We start from the raw sequence: 21,610 nt of genomic DNA on the forward strand, positions 1-21,610 counted from the left end.
CGTCGCTCAGGTTGCGGCGATCGCGCTGGCTGTGAATCGCGTACTCGACAGCGGCCACGAGTTCAGGTGCGCCAGTGCGCTGGACAACCGCGGCGCGTTTCACTGAAGGCACGGAGACATTCATCATTTCGGCCGCATCAGACTGGGATTTCAAAAGATCATTTGATCCTTTGAAATCTTCACTACGACGATCTCCGCCTTTCCCAAGATTCGCAATCCGCGCTCCCACCATCGCGCGCTGTGACTCGTTCAGGTGCCGCCGCTGTAGATGGTTCTCATACGTCTTCCCACTGCCAAGGCCGACAGCTTGAGCTACCTCGTCGCGGGATTTGCCTGTCCGTTGTGGAAAATTTTCCACAACGGCGCCTTTGTTTTGTTTCAGTTCCGCGAGCTGCCTTGCCCGCGCCCACTGAGGATCAGCGCTAGTTGCCGGTGGTGTCCAACCATGTCTCGCATTTTGGCATAGGCGCTTTGACTGAGGATCAGCGCTAGTTGCCGGTGGTGTCCAACCTACTCCGCTCTCAGCCGTTGGCGCTGCTCCGGCGTCAAAACTCCGCCGTCCTCGCGCTTGACCACGGCCTTCTCGTGGAACGCGAAATCAGCATAGGCTTCGGCGTCACGGTATTCAACGCCCAGGTCAACGAGCGTCTTAATGGCGCTCGCGAGGTGCCAGCCCTCGTCTTCGCAGACGCCCGTGATGTCGATCCAGCCGTCTAGAACCCAGTGTTTATCCATGCCGCACCCCCTACTCTACCGTTGGCCGCGCAAGCTGTTTTGCGCCGTCGATGGCCGCTTCGAAGCTCTCAGGTTTGTCCGCGTCCGTATATGGCCAGCTCATGATGCTAGGCCAAATCAGCCGCGTAGCCGCCGCGGGATTCTCAAGGTATTGCACCTTAACCAGGTAGGCGGCGATTTGCGCGCGCATGTCCGCCTCCAGCATTTCCGATGGTGTCTTTCCTCTGCGCTTGCAGACATCGAGAAACGCCGCCTCCGTGAATCCGTCGATGCTGATCATAAACATACTCGCTCTCCCTTCTGGGCGCGGGAGTGCTGGCGGGTGTAGAATACTCACAGCCGCGTGCACGGTCCGTTCGTGCGCCCGGTCAGGCCGCGGCATGGCGTCTCTGCGCCTTCCGCGGCCACTTGCTTAACCGGCGTTATGCCGGGGTTAGCCCAGCTCCTTAGCAATCTCTATTACCTTCGCCTGGTTCACTTTCGCGTATATCTCCGAGGTATCCGCGCTCGAGTGCCCCAAGACCGCCTGTGCGGCGTCAAGGCCGTATTTCTCGCGTACCTTGGTAGCGGCATACTTGCGAAGGCTGTTTGGCCCCCACGGCTTGATTTTGGCCTCCTGGCACAGCCGCGTGATCGCCTTGCGATAGCTCGAGGTGGTGTAGTGGTCCTGCACCTTGCGCCCCGTCTTGCGCGGTGTAATCTTCTGGCCGCGCCGCCTATGTGTAGGCGCCTGCTCCGCCTTCTGCTTGATGGCCTCCCTGGGATTGAACAAATACGCGCTATCAGGACGCAATAAGTATCGTTTCAGTATCTTCTGTCCGCGGGGTCCGATGGCCGCAAAGCGCGGCCGCGCATCCTCGAGGTGCGCCATCTTGTGATCGGTGATTTCGACGGTCCACACCTCGCGCGAGGTGTCTATGTTGCGCCGGCGCAATCCGCAGATCTCGCCCGGCCTCATGCCGCTCAAGGATTGAAGCGTGATCATGTCCCTGAGGATGCGGGGGGCGATCTTCAGTACAGACTGCAAGTCCTGCTCTGGGACAGGCTCGATAGTCCTGGTCTCGCGCGCCTTCGTGCGGCCCTTGCGCAGGCCTTCAACGGTGCCAAGAGCAGCATAGACGTTGTACTCTATGATGCCTTCGGATGCGCCCCACTTGAACATGCGCCGGGCAAGCCGTGTGTACTTGTTGATCGTTGAACGCGATAGCGGCTTAGGCTTGGTCTGCTCGAGCAGCATGGCACGAACGGCCTTGAGATTCTTTGGGGTGAATTCGTTGGCGGGTGTGGCGCCGTACAGCTCAAGGACCGTCTGAACGGCGCGCTTGACGTTGCCGCATTCAGCGCTATCAGGCCCGTAGTATTGCGAGCAGTACGTCAGGTAGTGCGCCGCCAGGACGTTTATGGTGACGGCCTCCGCATCCTGGACGGGCAAGCCGTCATCAACGAGGAGCTCGGCGCACCATCGCTTGTAGCGTTTCTCGGTCTCGGGGTCGTGCCAGTTGCCGAAGTAGACGTTCTGGCCTTGGTAGGTGATGCGGCCCTGGCCGCTCGGCTTGTGGTGATAAAGCGTAGGTAGCTTGATTTTCACGGCGTCGCCTCCCTGCCCAAAACAAGGGTACTACTACCCTTGCAGCACCTTAGCACGAACGCCGAAAATCTGTCAATAGGCTATGCTTAAGTCTTTGTCAGACTGTAACTTACAAATGGTCGGGGCGGCCGGATTCGAACCGGCGACCTCCTGCTCCCAAAGCAGGCGCGCTAAACCGGACTGCGCTACGCCCCGATGCGGACGCGGCGTAGGATAGCACACGGGACCAGGCGGACGCACGCGTCCATTCGCTGTGTGTCTATTCGGAGTGGTGCTCCCCTATCGTCACCGGTTGTTTTCGGGTGTGCGCCTACGGAGGTTTGGGGTTCACAGCGCGTTAGCCTCTCCCCCGTTGTCTTGCTCGTTCTCTTGCTTTATTTCCGCGTATTCACAAGGTAGACTACGCCCGGAACGCCCGTTCGGGACGAATCCCGGCTGTGTTGTCACACCGCAGCAACGGGTCACTGCATTTCCGGATAACTTCAGGGTAGGCAGCAAGTCAGGGGAGTCTGTCGATGCGCGCTGTACGTTCGTTATTGGTGTTGGCACTATTCGGAATGGCCATAACGGCTTGGGCGGCGCCGGCAATCTACGCAGGTCCAACGTCTTCCGAGCTCGAACGGGTTGCCGCGACAGAGCTGCAACGGCTGCTTTATGCGGCTACGGGCAATTTGTATCCCATCGAGACCTTGGAAGCCGTGCCGGCCGGCGCGCAGGGGATTGTATTGGGGACGCCGGAAACGCTCCCCAGGACGGCCGCAGCGTGGCCGTTCGGGCTGGAAGAGCCGGGCGCTGACGGCTATGTCCTGTACTCGGACCGGGCTGACAACGGCCTCGTCATCGTAGCCGGTAAGACCGCTGGAGCGGTCCAGAATGGCGCGTACGGGTTGTTGGAGAAGTTCGGGTTCGGTTTCTACACTTCGCAGGAAACGTTGCCAGACAGGTTTGCCGACATTCCCGCTCTCAAACTGCCGCAATTCGGCGAGTCCGTCACCCCCGCGTTTGCGGTCCGCGGAGCCTTGCCGGCTTACGATTATCTGATGGGCTGCTCGACATGGGACCTCGAGGATTACAAGACCTACATCGACGGTCTGGCCCGGATGCGCATGAACATGGTTGCTTTTTACGCGCGTGACGACCAGCCTTTTGCCGCTTACGAATTTGAGGGCGAGCTGGTTGGCGGAGAGCCGCTCGCGAGCATGGCGAGCGGCCGGTGGGACGTCGAGCCGATGCCGCCCAGCGAGTTTTTCGCGGGAACGGGGCGTCTTTTCGCGGGGGAAACGTTTGGCGCGTCCGCGGCGCTGGTCGCCGAGCGCCGGCCATCCATTGAACAGGCCAAAGCCGTATTGCGCGAAGCGATCGAGTACGCCGAGAGCCGCGGCCTTCAAACGGGTTTGGGGTTTGAAGTGAGGGGCGACGTTCTCGAGCCGGCGGTGCGGGACCGTTTTGAAGCCCGTTTACGGTCGGTGCTCGCGGATTATCCCCACATCGATTGCCTGTGGCTCTGGCAGCCGGAAGGCAAAGGGGTGCACTCTGGAGAGGACCCGCCGGCGCGTTCCGCATGGGCATCGTATGCCAATCGGTGGAGCGGCGCGTTCCAGGACGTGACGGAGCCGCGGCTTCGTGCGGAGGCGGTTCGCATGGTGTTGTTCGCCATGCACGGGAAACAGTTGTTGGACGCTCTGCGGCCCGACATCCGTCTGGTCGTGAGCGGCTGGGGCGGCGATGCCTGGCTGCGGTGCACCGACCTGTACCCCGGCATGGACGCCCTTCTCCCGAAAGACATCGTCTTCTCGGCTTTGGATAATCTACGGGTGACCCCGAACGTCGGCAGCGTATACGACAAACTCTCTCCCGAGCGCCAGTGCTGGCCGATCATTTGGCACGAATTCGATGGGGACCTGTGGATGCCCCAGCCCAACCTGTATGAGACCGCCGGCGCTTGCCGTGACGCATTAAGCAAGGGATGTGAAGGCCTTATCGGCACTCATTGGCGCACGCGTTCAGTGGAAGAATCGATGACTTACACCGCCCGCTTTGCATGGGACCCCGCTTTGACCGTGGAAGGCTTCATGGAACGGCGCGCCACGGATCTCTTTGGGCCCAAACTGGGCGCAACCCTGGCGCCGGGCCTGCTGAGGCTGCAGGGCCTGGGATATCGCTACGTCGGCGGTTCGGGACAGCGAGAAGGCATGCCGTTCCGCTGGTCGGCGGGCGAGGAAGAGAAACGCGCGGAATTGGCTCAGACGGCTCTGGAAATCCGCAACGCCCTGGGAGAAGACCGCAACATCCTGCGGGGCGCGCTGAAGGAGATTACCGGCCTTGTGCCCGTTCCCGAAGCAGCGAAAGAAATCGTTCCCGCGTTGACTCTTGGCCTGGGGGACGCGCTCAAGGAAGCAATCATAGGCGGCACGATTCGCGCCGACCGGGCGGCCCGGCTTCAGGCTGGATTATCCCTTGTCGCGTCCGTCCTCGCCTACGACCATGCCGCCAGCGTGTTGGGCCCCGGCGGCGAGTTCGAAAAGGACCTTATTGATAAGGACGTCGAAGCCGCGTTGGCCACCCTCCGAAAGTCGAGATTTGCGGATGCTATGCACGCCTATTCACGGTGGACCACCACCAAGGACCAGCTGGGCGCCCTGGCGTCTATGAACGGCCGCGCGTGGGCAGATATCCGCAACCGTCTCGAACTGCCGCCCGAGGGGCTGTCGCAGCTCACGAAGACGCCCCCGGACTTGGTGATAGAACCCCGAATTCTGGTGCTGCCCGACCGGGTAATCGTGCTTGGCCTTGACGCCGAAGGGGTTAATGTGCGGGTTCGTGCCCGGCCTCTTGGCGCGTCGAATTGGGAGAAGCGCGAACTTTACCAGATGGGCAACCAGACCTTCAGCTTGGCTTTTCCGGAAGAGGCGTCCGAGTGGCCGAGTTTCGAGTGGGGGGTGGAGGTCTCGTCGAAGTTCCGAACCCTTCTGACGGCCCCCGAGTCGTTTCCCGCCGAGTCGTTTTCGTCGCTGCATGTCGTTTCAACGGAGTTGCCGCCGCCCCCTGCTCCGCCGGAACGGGAAGTCGTGCCAGCCGACGTGGCCCTTGAAGCCGCCCCCGATTCTTATAGCGTCAAGCTGAGTTGGGGCGTTCGGCCGGGGGAAATGTATACGGTAGCGCGCGACGGCGCCGTGCTTGGTGTCACGCCGGATGGGTGGTATGAGGACACCGCTCCGCTAACCGGGAAACCCGTTCGTTACAGCGTTACGGCCCGGAATCTCTTGACCGGTCACACTGCCGAGCGTTTTGTGGACGAACGCGCTCCGGAGTTTGCCCTTCCACAACCTCCGCAGGACATTGACGCCGTGACCCGGAATGGCCGGGTCATACTCGGTTGGGAAGCTTCGGCTCCCCAAACCGTGTTATATCGCGTTACGAAGTACGATGAAAACGATAGCGTAGCCGGGCGGTACGATGTCCCCGCGGAACATGGCCACTACCTGCAATACGCTGATGCCGCCGCGGCGGGAGAGATCTTCACCTACGCAATCGCCGCCGTTGCTCCTGACGGCAAGGAGGGGCCTCCCTCACGGCGGATCGGCGTGATTCCCGTCGAAACTCCCATAAAGCCCCTTGTCGACCTCTCGTTCGAAGACAAATCGTTTCTCGCTGGGATGGCCGAGGTAGCCGAGAATGCCCTTGCGCTCGGCGGTACCGGCTGGGCGGAACTCGCGCCTCAACCCGAATGGAACCCCGAAGAACAATTGACGCTGGCCATGTGGGTCAAAATGGATGACTTGAAGGGCATGCCGGTCCTCATCTGCAAAGGCGCGTGGCAGCAATCGGGTTACTTCCTGCAGATCTTCCGCGAACAGCTGCGTTTCTACATTGCCGGCGTAGGCACCCTCGATGCGGGACATCCCAAGGCGGGTCAATGGCAGCATCTGGCCGCCACGTACGGATTTGGCGAGATGAGTGTCTACATCGACGGGCAACTGGCGGGCAGGAAGCGCGTCGCGGGCCGGCCACGGCCAAGCGCCAGTGCGTTGCTGGTCGGACGCTACGGACTGGAAGACGACGTCTATTTTGTTCGGGGCTTGATGGATAATATCCGTGTTTACAGGGCCTGCCTCGCCCCGGAAGAGATCAGGGCCTTGTACGAGGACTCCAAACGCGATTGAGGGGCATTGGCCAGGTCCTGTGCGGGAGGGCAGCCGAGCACGCGGCTTGACGGCGCGGAACGGATTGCGTGCCGCTGAAGCTCCGGCAGGCCGGTGACAAGGATTGGCCTGAAGTTTTTTGTGAGAAGCGATACATGACGGCAGATGACACCGCCAGAACAACCCGTGTCACGCTGAAGGAGGCGGCCAGCCAGGCGTTGCTCCTTCTTGCGCTTCTCGCAGCGGCCTTCCCGGGGGTATTCTTTCACGGCGAGATGATCTCCCCTGCGGATATCGCTTTTCAACAGCCCCCTTGGGAGGCCTACGCGCCGGAAGATTGGCAGGGACCGAGCAATCCCCTGATGGCCGACGTTCTCACCCTGTTTCGCCCATGGTACACCATCTCGCGTGAAGCCGTCCGAGCAGGCGCGTGGCCGTTGTGGAATCCCTATGAGTTCGCCGGCATCCCTCTGCTGGCCAATTACCAGAGCGCGGTACTCTATCCGCCGCGCCTCTTGCACCTGTTCTTTGACATCGACCTCGCGACAACGGTCTATATCCTCCTGAAACTCTGGCTGGCGGGCATGGCGGCTTATTTCTGCGCACGGGTAATGGGGTTGTACAGGCCGCCGGCTATGTTCTGCTCGGTGGGATGGATGTTCGCCAGCTACAACCTCATCTGGTGCAATTGGAGCCTTCCTGATCTCAGCCCATGGCTGGCCGTGCTGGTCATGGCCGGCGAATTCCTTGTTCAGAGACGTTACCGGCGGGGATTCTTCGCGGCCGCGTTTGGCGCAACTTTGTTCCTCCTTGCTGGGCATCCGGTCACGGCGTTTACGATGATCCTGGGCCTGTCGGTCTACTTTATCGCGCGCCTGGCGCTGGAAAGACGCCGGGGCAACGCATTCCTGGCGCCGTTAGGGTTTTGGGCGGCTGCCTGGGTTCTGGCGGTTCTGGTCTGCGCCGCCCTGCTTGTCCCCTTTTTCGAATACCTGGGCAACCAATACCGCGGCGAGGACATCGCGGCCTTTGGAGCGGAACGGGGACTTCCCTTGAGCGCAGCCGCGGTCTTCTGGCTCCCCCGCTTCTTCGGCGCCGCCGCGGACGGCAATTACTGGGGCGACCTGGACTCAAACCGCTATTCGATGATCTACCCCGGAATGGCCGTATGGTTGTGCGCCGCGACGGCGTTGTTCGCGGGAAGCGGAGACCGCCGGCGCCGGGCCGCCGTGATTGCGCTCGCGTTGGCCGCCGGATTGAGTATTGCGCTGACTTTTGAGGTCTACCCGTTTAGTCTCATGCACGCGCTCCCTTATTTCAATGCTATCAAGCGCAGCTACCACATCTGTTTTGCGGTCTTTGCCCTGCCTCTGCTGGGCGCCATTGGCCTGGACGCCTGGATGCGCGAGACGAGACCCTGGCGTGCGCTGCTTCCGCCCCTGGGCATTGCCGTTCTCGCGGTTCTGGTTGTGGCGGGCATCTGGCAGTTCAACGCCTCCATCATCCGGATGCGGGGGTTAACCGGCTACCTGTACCTTCAGGTTGGGTTGGCAGCCGGTTTCGCCTCGGCTGGCCTGCTTGTTCTCGCTGCCGGGACCCGGCTTCGACAAAGGGCCTGGTTGGGGTACGCCATGGCCGGCGTGCTTGCCGTTGACCTGCTCACGGCGAATCGCGGCCTTAACCCGACTATCGACTCAGGGCATCTTATGCCCGAGACCGCTCTTACGCGGTTTCTTCACGAGCAAGGGCTGACGGAACGCGTCGGCGTGGCCGAGGGAGGTATTCCTGGCGGCCTTATGGCTTCGTACGGGATACACGAATGGCTCGGAGAGGACGGCATGTACCCCGAGCGCATGATCCGCTTCCTGAAAACCATGGGGCCTGACCTATGGGACGCCATGGAGCCGGCTTGCGCAATCGGCTGCTACCTGAAACACCCCGAGATGACCGATGCCTTCCCTCCGGAGGCCCTTGGCCGCCTGCAGCGTCTTGACAGCCTGGACGGCATTGACGTCTACGCCAATACGGCCGCGTTTCCGTTGGCATACCTGGTCCCGAACGTGCGTGTATGCCCAAGCCGCGAGGCTATGTATGCCGCTATGATGGAACCCGGCTTCAACCCGGGCGAAACGGCCCTCCTGGAAGCCCCCTTGGCGACCCCTGTCGACGAAGGCGCCCGAGGGAGTGCCGAACTCGTCAGCCGGGGTTTTACGGACGTCGTGGTGCGCACCGAATCGGACCGGCCAGCTCTTCTGGTGTTGGCCGAGGCGTATTATCCCGGATGGACAGCGTCCGTCAACGGGAAGCCCGCGGAGATTATCCCAGTCTATTCGGTGTTTCGCGGCGTGACCGTCCCGGCCGGGCCGTCCGAGGTGCTTTTCACCTATTTTCCCGCCGCTTTCAAAATGGGGCTGGCCTGCAGCATCCTGTTCCTGGTTGCGGGCGCAATCGCGGGGTTGTTGTCGCTGCGTCACGCCATCCGAACGGCCTTGAAGACGCAAGACTGACTCACCTGGGAACTTTTCATTTTACTGTGTACATAATACAATAGACGAAGTACGTAGCCGGGGCGTAACGGTTACGCTTATTGCCTCGAGCAGAAGCCGTTCTACAACCTGCGGGAGACCCTCGCCATGTGGCACCTCACAAACCACCGTTCCATCCTCTCCTATTTGGCGCTCATCTTTCTGTGCACGCCATTGCTGACCGCCTTGGGGTGCAGCCAGCCGGCCACCTCCGTTTCCGGCCCGGACGCGAAAACAGCGTCTCAGACGCCCGCTTCTCCCCCGCCCCTTGCCGCCGAGACCCAACAGGGAGTGCTCACGGTTGTGGGCGTCGTGCCTCTCGCGGGGGAACCGCTTGTGGACCAGATTGTGTTCTTTTTTGACGCTCCGGTGCAGATTGCGCCGGAGGCCGGGTTTACCGATCCTTTCACGATAGAGCCGGCCGTCGAGGGGACGTTCCGCGTGAATCGCAATTTCGCGGCGTTTCAGGCCGCGGACGGGTTCGACGAAGACGTCGTGTACACCGTCGCCCTGAATCCCGACCTGGTTTCGGAAACGGGCGCAAGAATCCCGGAAGATGCCCGCGAGCATAACTTCGCGTCTTTCGCATTCGAACCACAGAACATGTGGGAGATCGAAGAGCAAGCGGACCGGGTCGTTTTGGGCATCATGTTCCCCTCGACGGTTAATCCCGACGCGCTGCGGCAGCATCTGGTCGTCGAGAATCTCGAGGGCCAGTCCGTCACCTATGAAATCGAGCCTGGCGAAGAGGGGGGCATCCGGCTGGTGTTTGCCGGGGGCCTGCCGGCGCCCATCCGAATAAAGGTTCTGAAAGGGCTTACCGACGAGTCCGGGGCGGCCGAACTCGCGGAGGACCACCTCTTCGCATATCCGCAAGAGCCGTTCTTCGCCGTGGCATCCGTCCAGTGGGGGAAGTTCGAGGGACCCAAAAAAGAAATCGTGCTCCAATTTACCAAACCCGTGCCCGCCGCGTCCTTGACCGAGGGAGTCTCGATCACACGAGCGGACAACCAGAGCGCCGTGCCGTTCGAGGTTGTTTCGCAAGCCGAGGCCTCTGAGCACCGCCTCAGCGTCGAGATACCCGAGACCGAGTACCCGTCGATTCAGGTCAAGCTGGCCAAGGGGATGGAAGGCAGCCAGAAGCGGGTTCTCCTGGAGGACTACAGCGCCACCCTGGATACGCGCCCCGAGCCGTTGAAAGTGACTTCGGTGCGCTGGGGGTCCACCGACGGCGATACCCACACCCTATTCTTGAGGTTTTCGCACCCCGTCCGCAGCGACGCGTTGTCGTCGCGGCTGAAACTGTCCGAGACAGCCATGGGCAACGAACTGCCGTTCGAGGTACAGGGAGAGGAATTGTCGATAGACAAGGCTCTGACATTTCAGCCCGAGCGGCGCGACAAGGTCGATGTGACTCTGGCGATTGAAGCAGGTCTTCCGGGCGACCCGAACGCGGCGTTGCCCGGGCCCTACCAGTACGAGATGGCGCGGCCCGCTCCTCCCCTGCAAATTGAAGATACCTGGTGGAGTTACGATTACACACAGGGCCAGTACCTCTCCATGCGCCTGAACGTGGTGGTCAATTCCCAGGAACTCGAAAAGTATCTGACCTTCTCGCCCGCCGTGGAAGATATCAGCATAACACCCGAAGGAAATTCCTATTACCGAGTCTACGGCACGTTTCGTTCGAAAACCTCGTACCAGCTCCGCATCGCGGAGGGCGTCCCGTACCTTGGTGGAGGAAAGAGCCAGGCCCAGGTCAGCCGCGAGCTTCAGACAGACGAGATCCCCGCGTATATCGGTTTCAACCAGGACGGCAAGTACTATTTTCCGACCCGGGCCACTTCTGCTCTGGAAGTGACATCACGCAACGTGGACAAGGTTGCCGTCGACATCTACCGCATGTTTCCGTCGAACGTGGCCGTGGCCATCGACGACATGGGCATGAAAACATCGTCCAACGACTATTGGGAAGCCCAGCAACGGGGAAGCAACTTCATATATAAGTGGAGTGAGAAGATCGTCTCGACGGAACTCGAGATGCCCCGCAAGCAAGACTATCTGGTGAGCGCACCCATCGACCTCGAAAAACTGCTCCCGAGCGATAAGCGGGGCGTGTTCTGCGTCGAGGCCCGTGCCCAAAACGGCCCAACGGCAACGAAGATCGTCATGTTCACCAACATTGGCGCACTGGCGCATTGGGTCGATGACGGCGTCATGCTTTTCGCGCACAACTTGTTTACACTCGAGCCCCTTCACCGCGCAAAGGTGACGCTTCATTCCAACAAGAACCAGTTGCTGGCCATTGGGCACACAGACGAGCAGGGCATTTTGCGGATGTCGAACCTCGACAAGACCCTCGGCTCGCCCGAGGTGGCCGTCATCGAATACGAAGACGACTTTTCCCTGATCGAATTGAACCGCCGTGATGACGATACCCCCGAATTCCTCCCAGGCATGCCGATGTACGACAAGGAAGCCTATGACGCCTGCATCTACGCGGACCGCGACCTGTACCGTCCCGGCGAAACGGTCCATGCGCGGTGGATCGTACGCAAGAACTACGGCGACGCCCTTGCCGACACGCCCCTTCTCCTGAAGGTCATGAAACCCAACGGCCGCGTCCTGAGTTCGCAAATCACGAACCTGTCGGCGTTCGGTACCGGCGCCTTGGACATCCAGACGCAGAAGCAGTTCCCGACCGGCAAATACACCATCATGCTCGTGGTGCCCGGCAGCGAACGGCCGGTGGGAAGCTACCAGTTCAGCCTCGAAGAGTTCGTTCCCAACCGCATGGAAACCAAAGTACAGCTCCCCCAAACCATCTGGCTGGCGGGACAGGCCTACGACATCCTTGTCGAGGCACGGCACCTCTTCGGCGCGCCCGCCGTGGACCGCTTGAGCAGCGCCAAGGTTGCTCTCGAGCGCCGGGGATGGAATCCCAAAGGCTGGGAAGGGTATACGTTCGAGAACGATTCCGAGTTCAAGCCCGACACCATCTCGGCCGGAGAAAAGCAGACCGACACGAACGGCAAGGCGACGTTCAGCTTCTCGCATGCAGCGCCCCCCGATGCCACCTCCCCACTTACGGCCACGGTGTTCGCCGGGGTCTTCGAGTTGGGCGGCCGCGCGGTTTACAGCACCGCGGAAGCCATGTACTTCCCGTCGGAACTGTGCCTGGGTATTCGCGCTTCTCGGCCCGCGGGCGCGGCGGGTATCGAGGCGTTCGTGGCCGCCGTCAAACCCGACGGGTCTCCCGCCGAACTCGAGAAGGCCACGGTCTATCTCGAAAAGCAGGTCTGGAACTACTACGTCCGCCGCTACTACAGCCACTACGGCTCGAACTGGACCAAGTCCTTCGACCCGGTGGATTCGAAAGAGGTCTCGTTGCAGGAAGGCAAAGGCATGGCCACCTTCGACCTCAATGATTGGGGCTATTACCGGTTGCGGGTTGTTTCCGACAAGACGAAACAGTTCAGTACCGTGACTTTCTACGCCTACGGCGACCGCATCAACATCGTGTCCGCGGCACGCCCGAGTCTCATCAAACTAACGCTGGACAAAGAGAACTACACCATCGGTGAAACGGCGACGTTGAAGGTCGAATCGCCGTTTGACGGCCACGGGATCGTGACCGTACAGGGCGATACGCTGCAGAACATGATTCCCGTAACGATACAAGACAATGTGGGCCAGCTTCAGATCCCCGTCACGGAAGCGCACTTCCCGAACGTATGGCTCGAGGTAACGGTCATCCACGCCATAGAGCTCGGTAAGACCCAGTTGCATCCGTTTTCGAGCTTCGCGCTTGCCAGCCTGAATGTCCAGAATCCCGCGCGAAAGCTCGCCGTCGCATTTCCGGACCTGCCCGAGGAGGTCCGGCCGGCCGGGCAGCGCGAGTTCATGGTCCACGTGGCGGACGATGCTGGCAGCCCCGTCGAAGCCGAAGTGACCCTGGCAGCCGTGGATGAAGGCATTCACGACATCACGAACTACCAGAACCCGGCTCCCTACGACTACTTCTCCCGGCCACGCCGGCCCGATTACCGCCGCGCGCACTATTACGACAAGGTGGCGTACGATTTCGAGAAGCCCGAGTCCGGCGGCGATGCGCTGCGCCTGCTCGCCAAGCGTTCCGGCGCGGCCGACGAAAACTGGATCAAGCCCGTGGCGTTGTGGTCGGGCGTTGTGCGCACAGGCGTTGACGGGTCCGCGAAGGTGCTGATGGACGTCCCCGAGTTCTCCGGACAATTGCGCCTCGTAGCCGTGGCATGTACGGCTTCCGCGGCGGGCGCTTCAGGCGATTCCGTGTTTGTGCGGCGCCCCTACATGCTGCGCACCAGCCTCCCGCGCTTCCTCCTTCCGGGTGACAAGGCCACGTCGAAAGTCGTGCTGTTCAACACGACCGGCGAGCCATGCCAGGTGCAGTTGTCGAATGCCGTGACCGGCCCGCTACAGATTTCCGGTGAGCCGAAAACGGTCGGTGTGCCTGCGAACGGCGAGGCCAGCATCGAGATAGCGTTGCAGGCCGCCGAGGCCGTTGGCCAAGGCAACATTCATTGGGAAGCGGTCGTGACGAGCCCGCAAGGCGCAGAGGTCGAGCGCCTGGTACAGGAGACGCCTCTGCCGGTCAAACCGGCTGCGGCGTACCAGTCCTACCACGAGATGACCGGCGTTGCTCCGGGCGCGTCTCAAACGTTCAAGAACACGCGTTTCCTTGCCAACGAGCAGGCCGAGATCGACATAGTCGTGAGCGCCAACCCGCAAATTCAGCTCTACGAAGCGCTCAAATACCTCGTGCACTATCCCTACGGGTGCGTGGAGCAGACCACCTCGGCGCTCATGCCCATGTATCTCCTGCGCAAGAGCCAAGGCCTGGCGGACGAAGTGCTCAAGGATCAGGCGCGTCTCAATGACTACATTCAAGGAGGAATCGGCCGCCTGTTCTCGATGCAGACCGCCTCAGGCGGGTTAGGGTACTGGCCCGGCTCGGACGAGCCCTATCCTTACGGGTCCGTGTACGGCCTGCACTTCCTGACGCTGGTCAAGAACGGCCGCGAGTTTGAACTGCCCGAGCAGCCTATCGAGGCGTTGCAGGACTATGTCCGCGGCATCGCAAACGATTGGACCCAGAAGGAATCGCAATCCAATCTATACCTTCGTGCCTATGCCACCTACGTGCTGGCGCTGGGCGGCGACATCAACGCGATTCATCAGATACGCCGGTTCGATAACATATCGATGCCGCGCTCCGCGCGGTACCTGCTGGCGGCGGCATTGGCAAAGTCGACGGAGGACAAAGACCGCGTCGCCATGTATTTGACCTCGACTCCATCGCAGGCGTACGAGGTGGCGGAACGGGGCGGCACGCTCAATTCGGATATTCGAAACACGGCCGTCGAGGTCCTGTCGCTGGCGCAAATTGACCCGAATTCCCCCGACCTGCATGCGAAAGCGAAGGACCTGATCCAGTACCTTTCGAGCGATCGTACCTGGAACACGCAGGAGAGGGCGTTTGTCGTCTCGGCGCTCAGCGATTATCTCGAATCGCTTGGCGCCAACGCCGACCAGGCGTCCGCGACGATTGCCGGGCCCAATGGCCAGCAGCAGATTCAGGGAAGGGCCATCTTCCGCGAGAAACACGAAGGCGCAGGCGGCGAATACATCGTCGCCAACAACGGCCAATCCACGGTTTTCGTCAATGTCACCACAGCCGGCATCCCCGAGAAGCCCGACACGGACGGCTACGCGGAGGACATCACGATCGGCCGGCGTTATTTCACAAGCCAGGGCGCTCCGTATGCGCCCGAAAGCGCCTTCCTGCAGTCCGACAGCTACGTCGTGGAACTGACGGTCACGCCGAAACAGAGCGTCGAGAACGTTGTGGTAGTCGACAAACTTCCCGCGGGCTTCGAGATTGAGAACCCGCGCCTGAACGCCGAAACCCTGCCGCCCGGGAAGTTCAAGGAGGTCACCAACCCAAGCTACGTTGACGTGCGCGACGACCGCATCGTTCTGGCTTTCAACAACCTCGAGAGCAAGGCAGAAGGCCACCGGTATTACTACGTGGTGCGCGCCGTGACCCCCGGCGCCTATCAAGCGCCTTCGGCGACGGCCGAGTGCATGTACGACGCGTCGGTTCGCGCGGCCAATGCCGTCAGCAACGTGGAGGTGAAGTCCCGGCAATGAACTGGCCCGGCAAGACCCGAATGAAACGGTTGATCAAGGCGGCGGCCGCGCCGCGCCGGATGATTCCGGTCTGCGCGGCCATCGCCTTGGCAGCCGCGGTAATGCTGGCATGGCCTATGGACACGCAGCCCTTCCTCAAATTGGCCGCGTCCAGCGAATTGCTCGACCGCGAGGGAAGGCCGCTCTACGTTTTCCTGAATGAAGAAGAACAGTGGTGTTTCCCCCGGCCGATGGCGGAGATGAGCCCGCATCTCATCAAGGCCACCCTCGCCACCGAGGATCAGCGGTTTCGCCTGCACCCCGGCGTGGACCCTCTGGCCATCGTCCGGGCCGCGGTCTCGAACATTCGGGGCGCGGGTGTGGTCTCGGGCGCATCGACCCTGACCATGCAGGTCGCCAAACGCGGTCTGGCGCCCACGCACTCGGTATCGGGCAAGCTTCGCCAGGCTGTTGCCGCGCTGCGCCTCGAACGGCGAATTTCCAAAGACGAAATCCTGGAGACCTATCTCAATTCGGCGCCATACGGTCTCAACCTTGTAGGGTGTGAAGCAGCTTCGCTGCGCTATTTCGGGAAACCCGCCCGCGAATTGAATCTGCCGGAAGCGGCTCTGCTGGCGGGCCTTCCCAAAGCCCCCGGCCCATACATGCCCCTCGAGCATCCCGCACAGGCGCGGCAACGGCGTAACCACGTGCTCAAGCGTATGCACGACGAGGGGTACATCGACGCCGACGAGTTCGCACGGGCGTGCAAAGCGCCCCTGGGCGCGGCGTGGCATGAGCTGCCCGCGCTGTCGCCGCATCTCGCTATGAGTCTGCGCCCGCTCGCAGACAAACAGGGGCGGGTGCGAACAACCCTGGATTTCGACGTCCAGGCGCGCATCGAGCAGATTGTTCGCGAACGGTTGCGCTATTATCCGGGTGAGATCACCAACGCGGCCGTCATCGTCATTGACACGCAAGCCGGCGAGGTCCGTGCACGGGTCGCCTCCGGCGATTTCTACGATACACCCGGAGGCGGCCAGGTCGACGCCTGCCGGGCCCTGCGATCACCCGGCTCGACCCTCAAACCTTTCATCTACGCACTCGCTATGGACAGCGACTGCCTGTACGCTTCCGAAACGCTCAATGACGGCACGCTCGACTACGGCCGTTACGCCCCTGAGAACTTCGACGACCGGTACCGCGGCCTCGTGACCGCTGACAAGGCCCTCCAGCTGTCGCTCAATGTGCCGGCCGTCACGATCCTTGAAAGGCTTGACGTGGACCGGTTCCATGCGTTTCTTCCGCGGGCGGGCATTACCACGGTCGTCAAACCTCCGGAACATTACGGCCTTGGCCTGACCCTCGGCAACTGCGAAGTGCGCCTCGATGAAATGGCCGCGGCATATTGCATGCTCGCCAATCTCGGCGTATACAGGCCGCTCCGAATACACGAACTTCAGCAGCCCGGCCCCGAAACGCGGCAACTCACCCGGGGCGCCTGCCTGAAAATCTTCGAGATGCTTGAACAAACCCCGCCGGACGAATTCGAGCGGGAGCTGGTGCCGGTTTGCGCGACAAAGACCCGCGTGGCATGGAAGACCGGCACTTCGACGGACTACCGCGACGCCTGGACCTTCATGTTCAACCGGCATTACGTCGTGGGCGTCTGGATGGGCAACAACGACGCCTCTTCGTCGAAATGGCTGGTCGGCGCTACGGTTGCGCTGCCCCTGGCGGCGAAGATCTTCCGCGCGCTCGATGTGCCGAACACCCCGGCATGGCCCGAAGCGGGGGACGACCTGCGCGAGATCCGTGTTTGCGCCGTAAGCGGTCTTCCAGCGACCCCGTGGTGCTCCAACACACGCCGCGAAACGCTGCCGCGCAGCCAGTACCTCCATCGGGTGTGCGACATGCACCATCCAGCCGGCCCCGGCAGCGCCGACATTGTCGAACGGTGGCCCGGTGACACCCGGGGATGGGACCTTGCCGCTGTGCGCGACCCCCGAATCGTCGACCTGACCTCCCCCAAAACCCATCCCGAGCGGCACGACACCCTGGCCATCCAGCATCCTTCGGAAGGCGCTGTATATGTCTTGACGGGCGAACCCATGGGTGATCGCATCCGCCTCCGCGCATCCATCGAGCGCGTGGGGACCCTGCACTGGTACCTCGACGACCGCTACTTGGGCGGTTCAGGTCCCGAAGCGCCGGTGTACCTGAGTCTGAGTCCCGGGAATCACAAGTTGACCTGCCTCGCCCCGGACGGGGTCCTGGATACGGTGCGTTTTGAGGTTGTTTCCCCGGAAGACGCCCGCCGTATGGAGCCGAAGCGTCCCCTTACCGCGGGATAGTCATGATCACCGCCAGCGGGACCGCGACCTCGATTATCTCGGCAAGCGCGCTGGTTCGTGCGGCCGTCCATCCGCGCATTCCGGGCAGGTGCCGCGCGCTCAAGAGCAGTGTTACGGTGGCCGTAGCGGCCCAGATGCGCGCCGCGATGTCCAGACGCAGGCCCCCCAGCGGAAACCCTTTCCCGGAAATGTAGACGCAGGCAAGCGGCACGGCCGCGAAGACGAGGGCCGCCGATACGATGGGTCCGATGGCTCTTCGGTGGCTCAAGTCCGCCTCGGAACCGCTGCTCGGGGCGTATGGCAACAGGTTCATGCACACAACGATCCCCCACCGGCTTGCCAGCGGGACCAATGCAATGACCGGCCAACGCACTGTCAGCCACAACGCGTTCAACGCCATGACCTTCACAAGAAAGAGCAGCATCAGGAAAACCATGCCCACATGAGATGCGAATTCGTTGCCGCTTTGTGCCTGTTCGCGCGAGTTGACCCTCGCCTCGCGAAAACGCGCGAAGTACGCGGGATACATGCAGCGCGAAGCCCCCGCCAATAACGCCACGGTCAGCGCGCTCGATATGAGCGGGTTCTGAAACAGATAGCCGAATCCGTGGTCCAGCGTTGCCACGGCAAGACCAAGGCATGCTCCCCAGACAGGCAACGCATACTCGGCCCAGCGGGCCGGGGCGCTTTTCCCCACGGCGTCGAGCGGCTCAGGAAATGAGCGAAGATACCGAAATCGTGATATTAGCCCCATGCCGCCCTCCCTTCAGGGTCCGGCCGCGACCACCACACATTCAACACACCTGCAGGACGTTTCCGCGCATCGCGGTGCTACCGTCGAGAGCCGTCTGTGCAAAACGCCGTGCACGCCCGGCCTCACCCCGCCGACATGCGGAAATCGATGTTCTTCGGCGGCACGCACTCGCGCCGCACCCGCTCGCGAAGCGCGTCGTCTATGGGTATTCCCTCCGCTTCGGAAATGCGCCTCTCATGATAGGCGAACCAGAGGTCGGTAAGCGATGTTTCGCATTCTCGGATCTGGGCGGGTTCAAATTCGAAGATGCTCTTGACGTGCTCGAAACGCTCCGTCTTCAGGGCGGCTTGGGCAAGGGCGATCGTGATGCGTTCGTGGTTGCGTATCTCTTCCGGCAAGCCCGTAATGAAATCCAAGGCCTCGGTGTGCCGCCCTGTCTTGTTCAAGAAATCGGCGTACTCCTGCGCGATGGGCCTGACCTTCGGGCCGGTTTCCCACGCGCGCTTGAGAAACGCCCCCGCCCGGTCCATATCTCCTTGACGGTCGGCCAACACGGCCAAGTTGCGGTAAGCCCACCCGGTAGGCGTATGGGCGGCGCTCTGTTCCCATGCCTCTCGGGCTCCTTCGTATTCGCGCGCCTCCATCCGCATCACGCCCAGATGAAGACACGATAGCCAGTCTCCCCCGCTGCTGCTCGTCACGCTGGATTCAAGGATCCTGCGCCATTCCGGCTGGATCATGTACGAACCCGGCCCCTGCCCGGGCTCGCGTTCCTCCAACGCGCCGCTCTCCAGCAGCGACAGCCACATCCGTTCGCCGCTCCCAATGGTGTCGTCGGGGAAAGGCAGCTCCGCGGGCATGCGCGGCCGCTCTCCGACTTGTTCCGCGCGCCGGCGCTCGAGCGCGCCCCAGCCCGACCCACAACTGAGGATTTCCTCCGGCGGGGCGCTCGCGCAGGACTCGAGCCGCGCATGCAGGCCCTCGACGTGCTGTCGCGGCAAAACCCGCTCCAAGGAGGCATCCGCGGCACGCCACGCCAGTTCCCAGTCCTCCCCATGCGCAACCTCGGGAGCCATGGACAGCATCCCGTAGGCCTCAGTCCACGACCAGCATTCTCCGCCGGGCATGGGCACCGTCTCGAGCTGCGTGCGCGCCAGGCCGCCCTGCAGCTCGATGTAGGCATGTCCATCAACCGACAGCATTTCCTGCCAGCGCCGCCCACCCTGGTTCATGCCCCAGAAAAACATTTTGCGCCCCACCAGCCGGTCCGTCGAAGCGTGGACCAAACCCTTTCCTTCCCGGTCCACCTGCGCGATCCACTTACGCTGCCCGGCGGGGATGCGGAAGAAGGCCTCGCCCGCTGCTGGCGCGTTGGTCGGATACGACACGTCAAACCCGGCCGGACGCGGCACAGGCAAGACGGTCAAGACTCCAGTGCCCGGTGGGTGCGACAGCGCGTCCATGGCCGGCGCCAGGGTCCGCAGGTCCGGATGTTCGGGGACCGCGATGTTCGACCACCAGTACATCGGCAGTGTGTAGGCATGCGGATTGATGATCCGCGGCCGCGCAAACAGAAACCGCGAGCCCTGCGGAAGAAAGAAGTCTATCTGCCACGGGAAACAATGAAGGCGGTCCCACTCGTAGACGCGCAGGGCAGGCTCACCGTCCAGGCCGCGAATCCGTGCGGCGAACACGGGCGAAACCGTTAGAAAATAGTGCCCAATATGCGACGTATTCCATTCCACTCCGCCGCTTATCCAGGCATTTCGAATCGCGACGTTGCAGGGCTGAAACACCGGGTTACGCTCAAGCAGTTCCCTCCCTTGCCTTTTGTCGACCAGCGACAGAAGCCGCCCGTCATGCTCCGGCGAGAAGCGCGCCCGCAGAAAATCGTTCTCGAGGATAACCGTGCGGAAAAGATGGGGACTCCGCTTCCGCGTGTACCCGTCCTGCATGCGAAACGGCAGCCACCGGCTTGCGAGAGCGCATCCCATCTGACGGCGCTCGTCAGCGGGCACGTTGTCCGCAACCTCGATTGTCAGATCGTCCGTGTCCCCCCGAAAGAAGGGCAGCGGATTCTCTTCACCCAAGTCCGCCGCGGGGATTTCGTAGGATTCGAAATAGAGTTCGGTCATGACACCCCCAATGGATGGTTGCGCACATCCCCGTACGTGGAACCCAGCTCGGCAAATCCATTCACCAGCCCCATGAGTCCCGCCAGATTGTACATTGCCGTCGGCTCATGATCGAGCAGATTCGTGCTCTCCCGCGGCCGTCCTCCTCCCGCGCCCCCTGCAAACAAGCCAGAACCCTTTCAAGACCGCGGACGCATTCTTGTTGAATCGCCAAAACGCTTTCTGTACGCTGTCGCTCCACGAATTCCCGGAGACAGCCCAATGTATCGGCCAGAGATCAAAGTTCTTGATTGCACCATCCGCGACGGCGGTCTCATGAACGATTGGCGCTTCAGTAAAGCCATGGTGAAAGATGTGTTCGCCGGCTTGGCGCAAGCGGGCATAGATTACGTCGAGCTGGGCTATCGAGCCGACAAGCAACAGTTCTCAAAAGATGATTTCGGGCCTTGGCGTTTCTGCGATGAAGAGGACCTCCGGGAGACTGTTTGCCAAAGCGATGCCCGGCTCGCCGTCATGGCCGATGTAGGCCGTACCGACTACAACGATATTGTACCCGCCAGCGAATCCCTGATACGGCTGTACCGCGTGGCCACGTACGTCAAAGACATCCAGGAGGCAATATGTCTGGGCGACCACTGCAAGAAACAGGGGTATGAAGTCTCCATAAACATCATGGCCGTATCCCACGCCCTTGAGCCCGACCTGGACAGAGCCCTCGACAAACTTGCCGGGACCGACTTCGACATGGTCTACCTGGTCGACAGTTTCGGCTATCTCCAGCCCCATCAGATCGAATATATGGCCCACAAATACCTGGCGAAGCTCCCTGGAAAGCAAATCGGCATTCACTGCCACAACAACCAGCAACTGGCGTTCGCAAACACCGTGGAAGCCGCGATGAAAGGCATAACCTGTCTTGATGGCTCGATTTATGGCATCGGGCGCGCCGCCGGAAACTGCCCCCTCGAGCTCATCATCGGATTCCTGAAGAATCCCAAATTCGATGTGCGCCCTGTACTCGACCTCATCGAGAGATACCTTATCCCCCTAAAGAAAGACTTGAAATGGGGTTACGAGATACCCTACGTCATCACGGGTCTCCTGAACAAACATCCCCGGGCAGCTATGGCATTCATGAACACCGCCCTAAACACCTCTCTGCGCTCGTTTTACGACGAGCTTTCCAACCTCGACGACATTTAGTTGACA

At 61.6% G+C, this 21,610-nt stretch carries 11 protein-coding genes and 1 tRNA gene; 5 read left to right on the top strand and 7 right to left on the bottom strand.

Annotated features, from left to right (window positions below; genetic code table 11):
• From PLJ71_08110 to PLJ71_08130, 5 genes are all read right to left on the bottom strand, one after another.
• A partial coding sequence (locus PLJ71_08110; protein HQM48638.1) for a hypothetical protein occupies nt 1–358 on the bottom strand: 358 nt, incomplete at its 3' end.
• A 152-nt stretch (nt 359–510) separates the two neighbouring features.
• A complete protein-coding gene (locus tag PLJ71_08115) occupies nt 511–735 on the bottom strand; it encodes a hypothetical protein (protein ID HQM48639.1) in 225 nt (74 codons plus the stop codon).
• Nucleotides 736–745: 10 nt separating this feature from the next.
• Entirely contained in the window at nt 746–1,021 is a 276-nt protein-coding gene (locus tag PLJ71_08120) for a hypothetical protein (protein ID HQM48640.1), read from the bottom strand.
• Nucleotides 1,022–1,168: 147 nt separating this feature from the next.
• Nucleotides 1,169–2,323 (bottom strand): site-specific integrase, encoded by a 1,155-nt coding sequence (locus PLJ71_08125; protein ID HQM48641.1) that lies wholly within the window; start codon nt 2,321–2,323, stop codon nt 1,169–1,171.
• Nucleotides 2,324–2,439: 116 nt separating this feature from the next.
• Nucleotides 2,440–2,518: transfer RNA gene (locus tag PLJ71_08130), tRNA-Pro, on the bottom strand.
• Nucleotides 2,519–2,838: 320 nt separating this feature from the next.
• On the opposite strand from PLJ71_08130, the gene PLJ71_08135 reads away from it, so the two are divergent.
• The 4 genes from PLJ71_08135 to pbpC all read left to right on the top strand — a co-directional run bounded on the left by PLJ71_08135 (nt 2,839) and on the right by pbpC (nt 17,512).
• Nucleotides 2,839–6,486 (top strand): LamG domain-containing protein, encoded by a 3,648-nt coding sequence (locus tag PLJ71_08135; GenBank protein ID HQM48642.1) that lies wholly within the window; start codon nt 2,839–2,841, stop codon nt 6,484–6,486.
• 134 nt (nt 6,487–6,620) lie between these two features.
• On the top strand, nt 6,621–8,972 hold the full coding sequence (locus PLJ71_08140) for a YfhO family protein (protein HQM48643.1): 2,352 nt from the start codon (nt 6,621–6,623) through the stop codon (nt 8,970–8,972).
• Nucleotides 8,973–9,098: 126 nt separating this feature from the next.
• Nucleotides 9,099–15,179 carry an MG2 domain-containing protein gene (locus PLJ71_08145; protein HQM48644.1) on the top strand — a complete coding sequence of 2,027 codons (6,081 nt, stop codon included), beginning with the start codon at nt 9,099–9,101 and terminating at the stop codon, nt 15,177–15,179.
• Entirely contained in the window at nt 15,176–17,512 is a 2,337-nt protein-coding gene (gene pbpC, locus PLJ71_08150) for a penicillin-binding protein 1C (GenBank protein HQM48645.1), read from the top strand. Before PLJ71_08145 ends, pbpC begins: the two co-directional genes overlap by 4 nt.
• On the opposite strand, the gene PLJ71_08155 is transcribed toward pbpC, so the two are convergent.
• Together PLJ71_08155 and PLJ71_08160 are read right to left on the bottom strand one after the other, a co-directional pair.
• A complete protein-coding gene (locus tag PLJ71_08155; protein ID HQM48646.1) occupies nt 17,499–18,266 on the bottom strand; it encodes an adenosylcobinamide-GDP ribazoletransferase in 768 nt (255 codons plus the stop codon). The two genes, pbpC and PLJ71_08155, sit on opposite strands and share 14 nt — an antisense overlap.
• A gap of 122 nt (nt 18,267–18,388) precedes the next feature.
• Complete coding sequence (locus tag PLJ71_08160; protein HQM48647.1) at nt 18,389–20,401, bottom strand: DUF5107 domain-containing protein; 2,013 nt, start codon at nt 20,399–20,401, stop codon at nt 18,389–18,391.
• A gap of 261 nt (nt 20,402–20,662) precedes the next feature.
• On the opposite strand from PLJ71_08160, the gene PLJ71_08165 reads away from it, so the two are divergent.
• Nucleotides 20,663–21,604, top strand: coding sequence for an aldolase catalytic domain-containing protein (locus PLJ71_08165; protein HQM48648.1), 942 nt, complete (start codon nt 20,663–20,665; stop codon nt 21,602–21,604).
• Nucleotides 21,605–21,610 lie beyond the last annotated feature (6 nt).

This window comes from Candidatus Hydrogenedentota bacterium, assembly GCA_035416745.1.
Classification (GTDB): Bacteria; Hydrogenedentota; Hydrogenedentia; order Hydrogenedentales; family SLHB01; genus UBA2224.

What these genes read in the sequence shown, in the direction of transcription:
- PLJ71_08115 (HQM48639.1), bottom strand. Translation starts at nt 735, where the DNA reads ATGGATAAACACTGGGTTCTAGACGGCTGGATCGACATCACGGGCGTC.
- PLJ71_08120 (HQM48640.1), bottom strand. Translation starts at nt 1,021, where the DNA reads ATGTTTATGATCAGCATCGACGGATTCACGGAGGCGGCGTTTCTCGAT.
- PLJ71_08135 (HQM48642.1), top strand. Translation starts at nt 2,839, where the DNA reads ATGCGCGCTGTACGTTCGTTATTGGTGTTGGCACTATTCGGAATGGCC.
- PLJ71_08140 (HQM48643.1), top strand. Translation starts at nt 6,621, where the DNA reads ATGACGGCAGATGACACCGCCAGAACAACCCGTGTCACGCTGAAGGAG.
- PLJ71_08145 (HQM48644.1), top strand. Translation starts at nt 9,099, where the DNA reads ATGTGGCACCTCACAAACCACCGTTCCATCCTCTCCTATTTGGCGCTC.
- pbpC (HQM48645.1), top strand. Translation starts at nt 15,176, where the DNA reads ATGAACTGGCCCGGCAAGACCCGAATGAAACGGTTGATCAAGGCGGCG.
- PLJ71_08155 (HQM48646.1), bottom strand. Translation starts at nt 18,266, where the DNA reads ATGGGGCTAATATCACGATTTCGGTATCTTCGCTCATTTCCTGAGCCG.
- PLJ71_08160 (HQM48647.1), bottom strand. Translation starts at nt 20,401, where the DNA reads ATGACCGAACTCTATTTCGAATCCTACGAAATCCCCGCGGCGGACTTG.
- PLJ71_08165 (HQM48648.1), top strand. Translation starts at nt 20,663, where the DNA reads ATGTATCGGCCAGAGATCAAAGTTCTTGATTGCACCATCCGCGACGGC.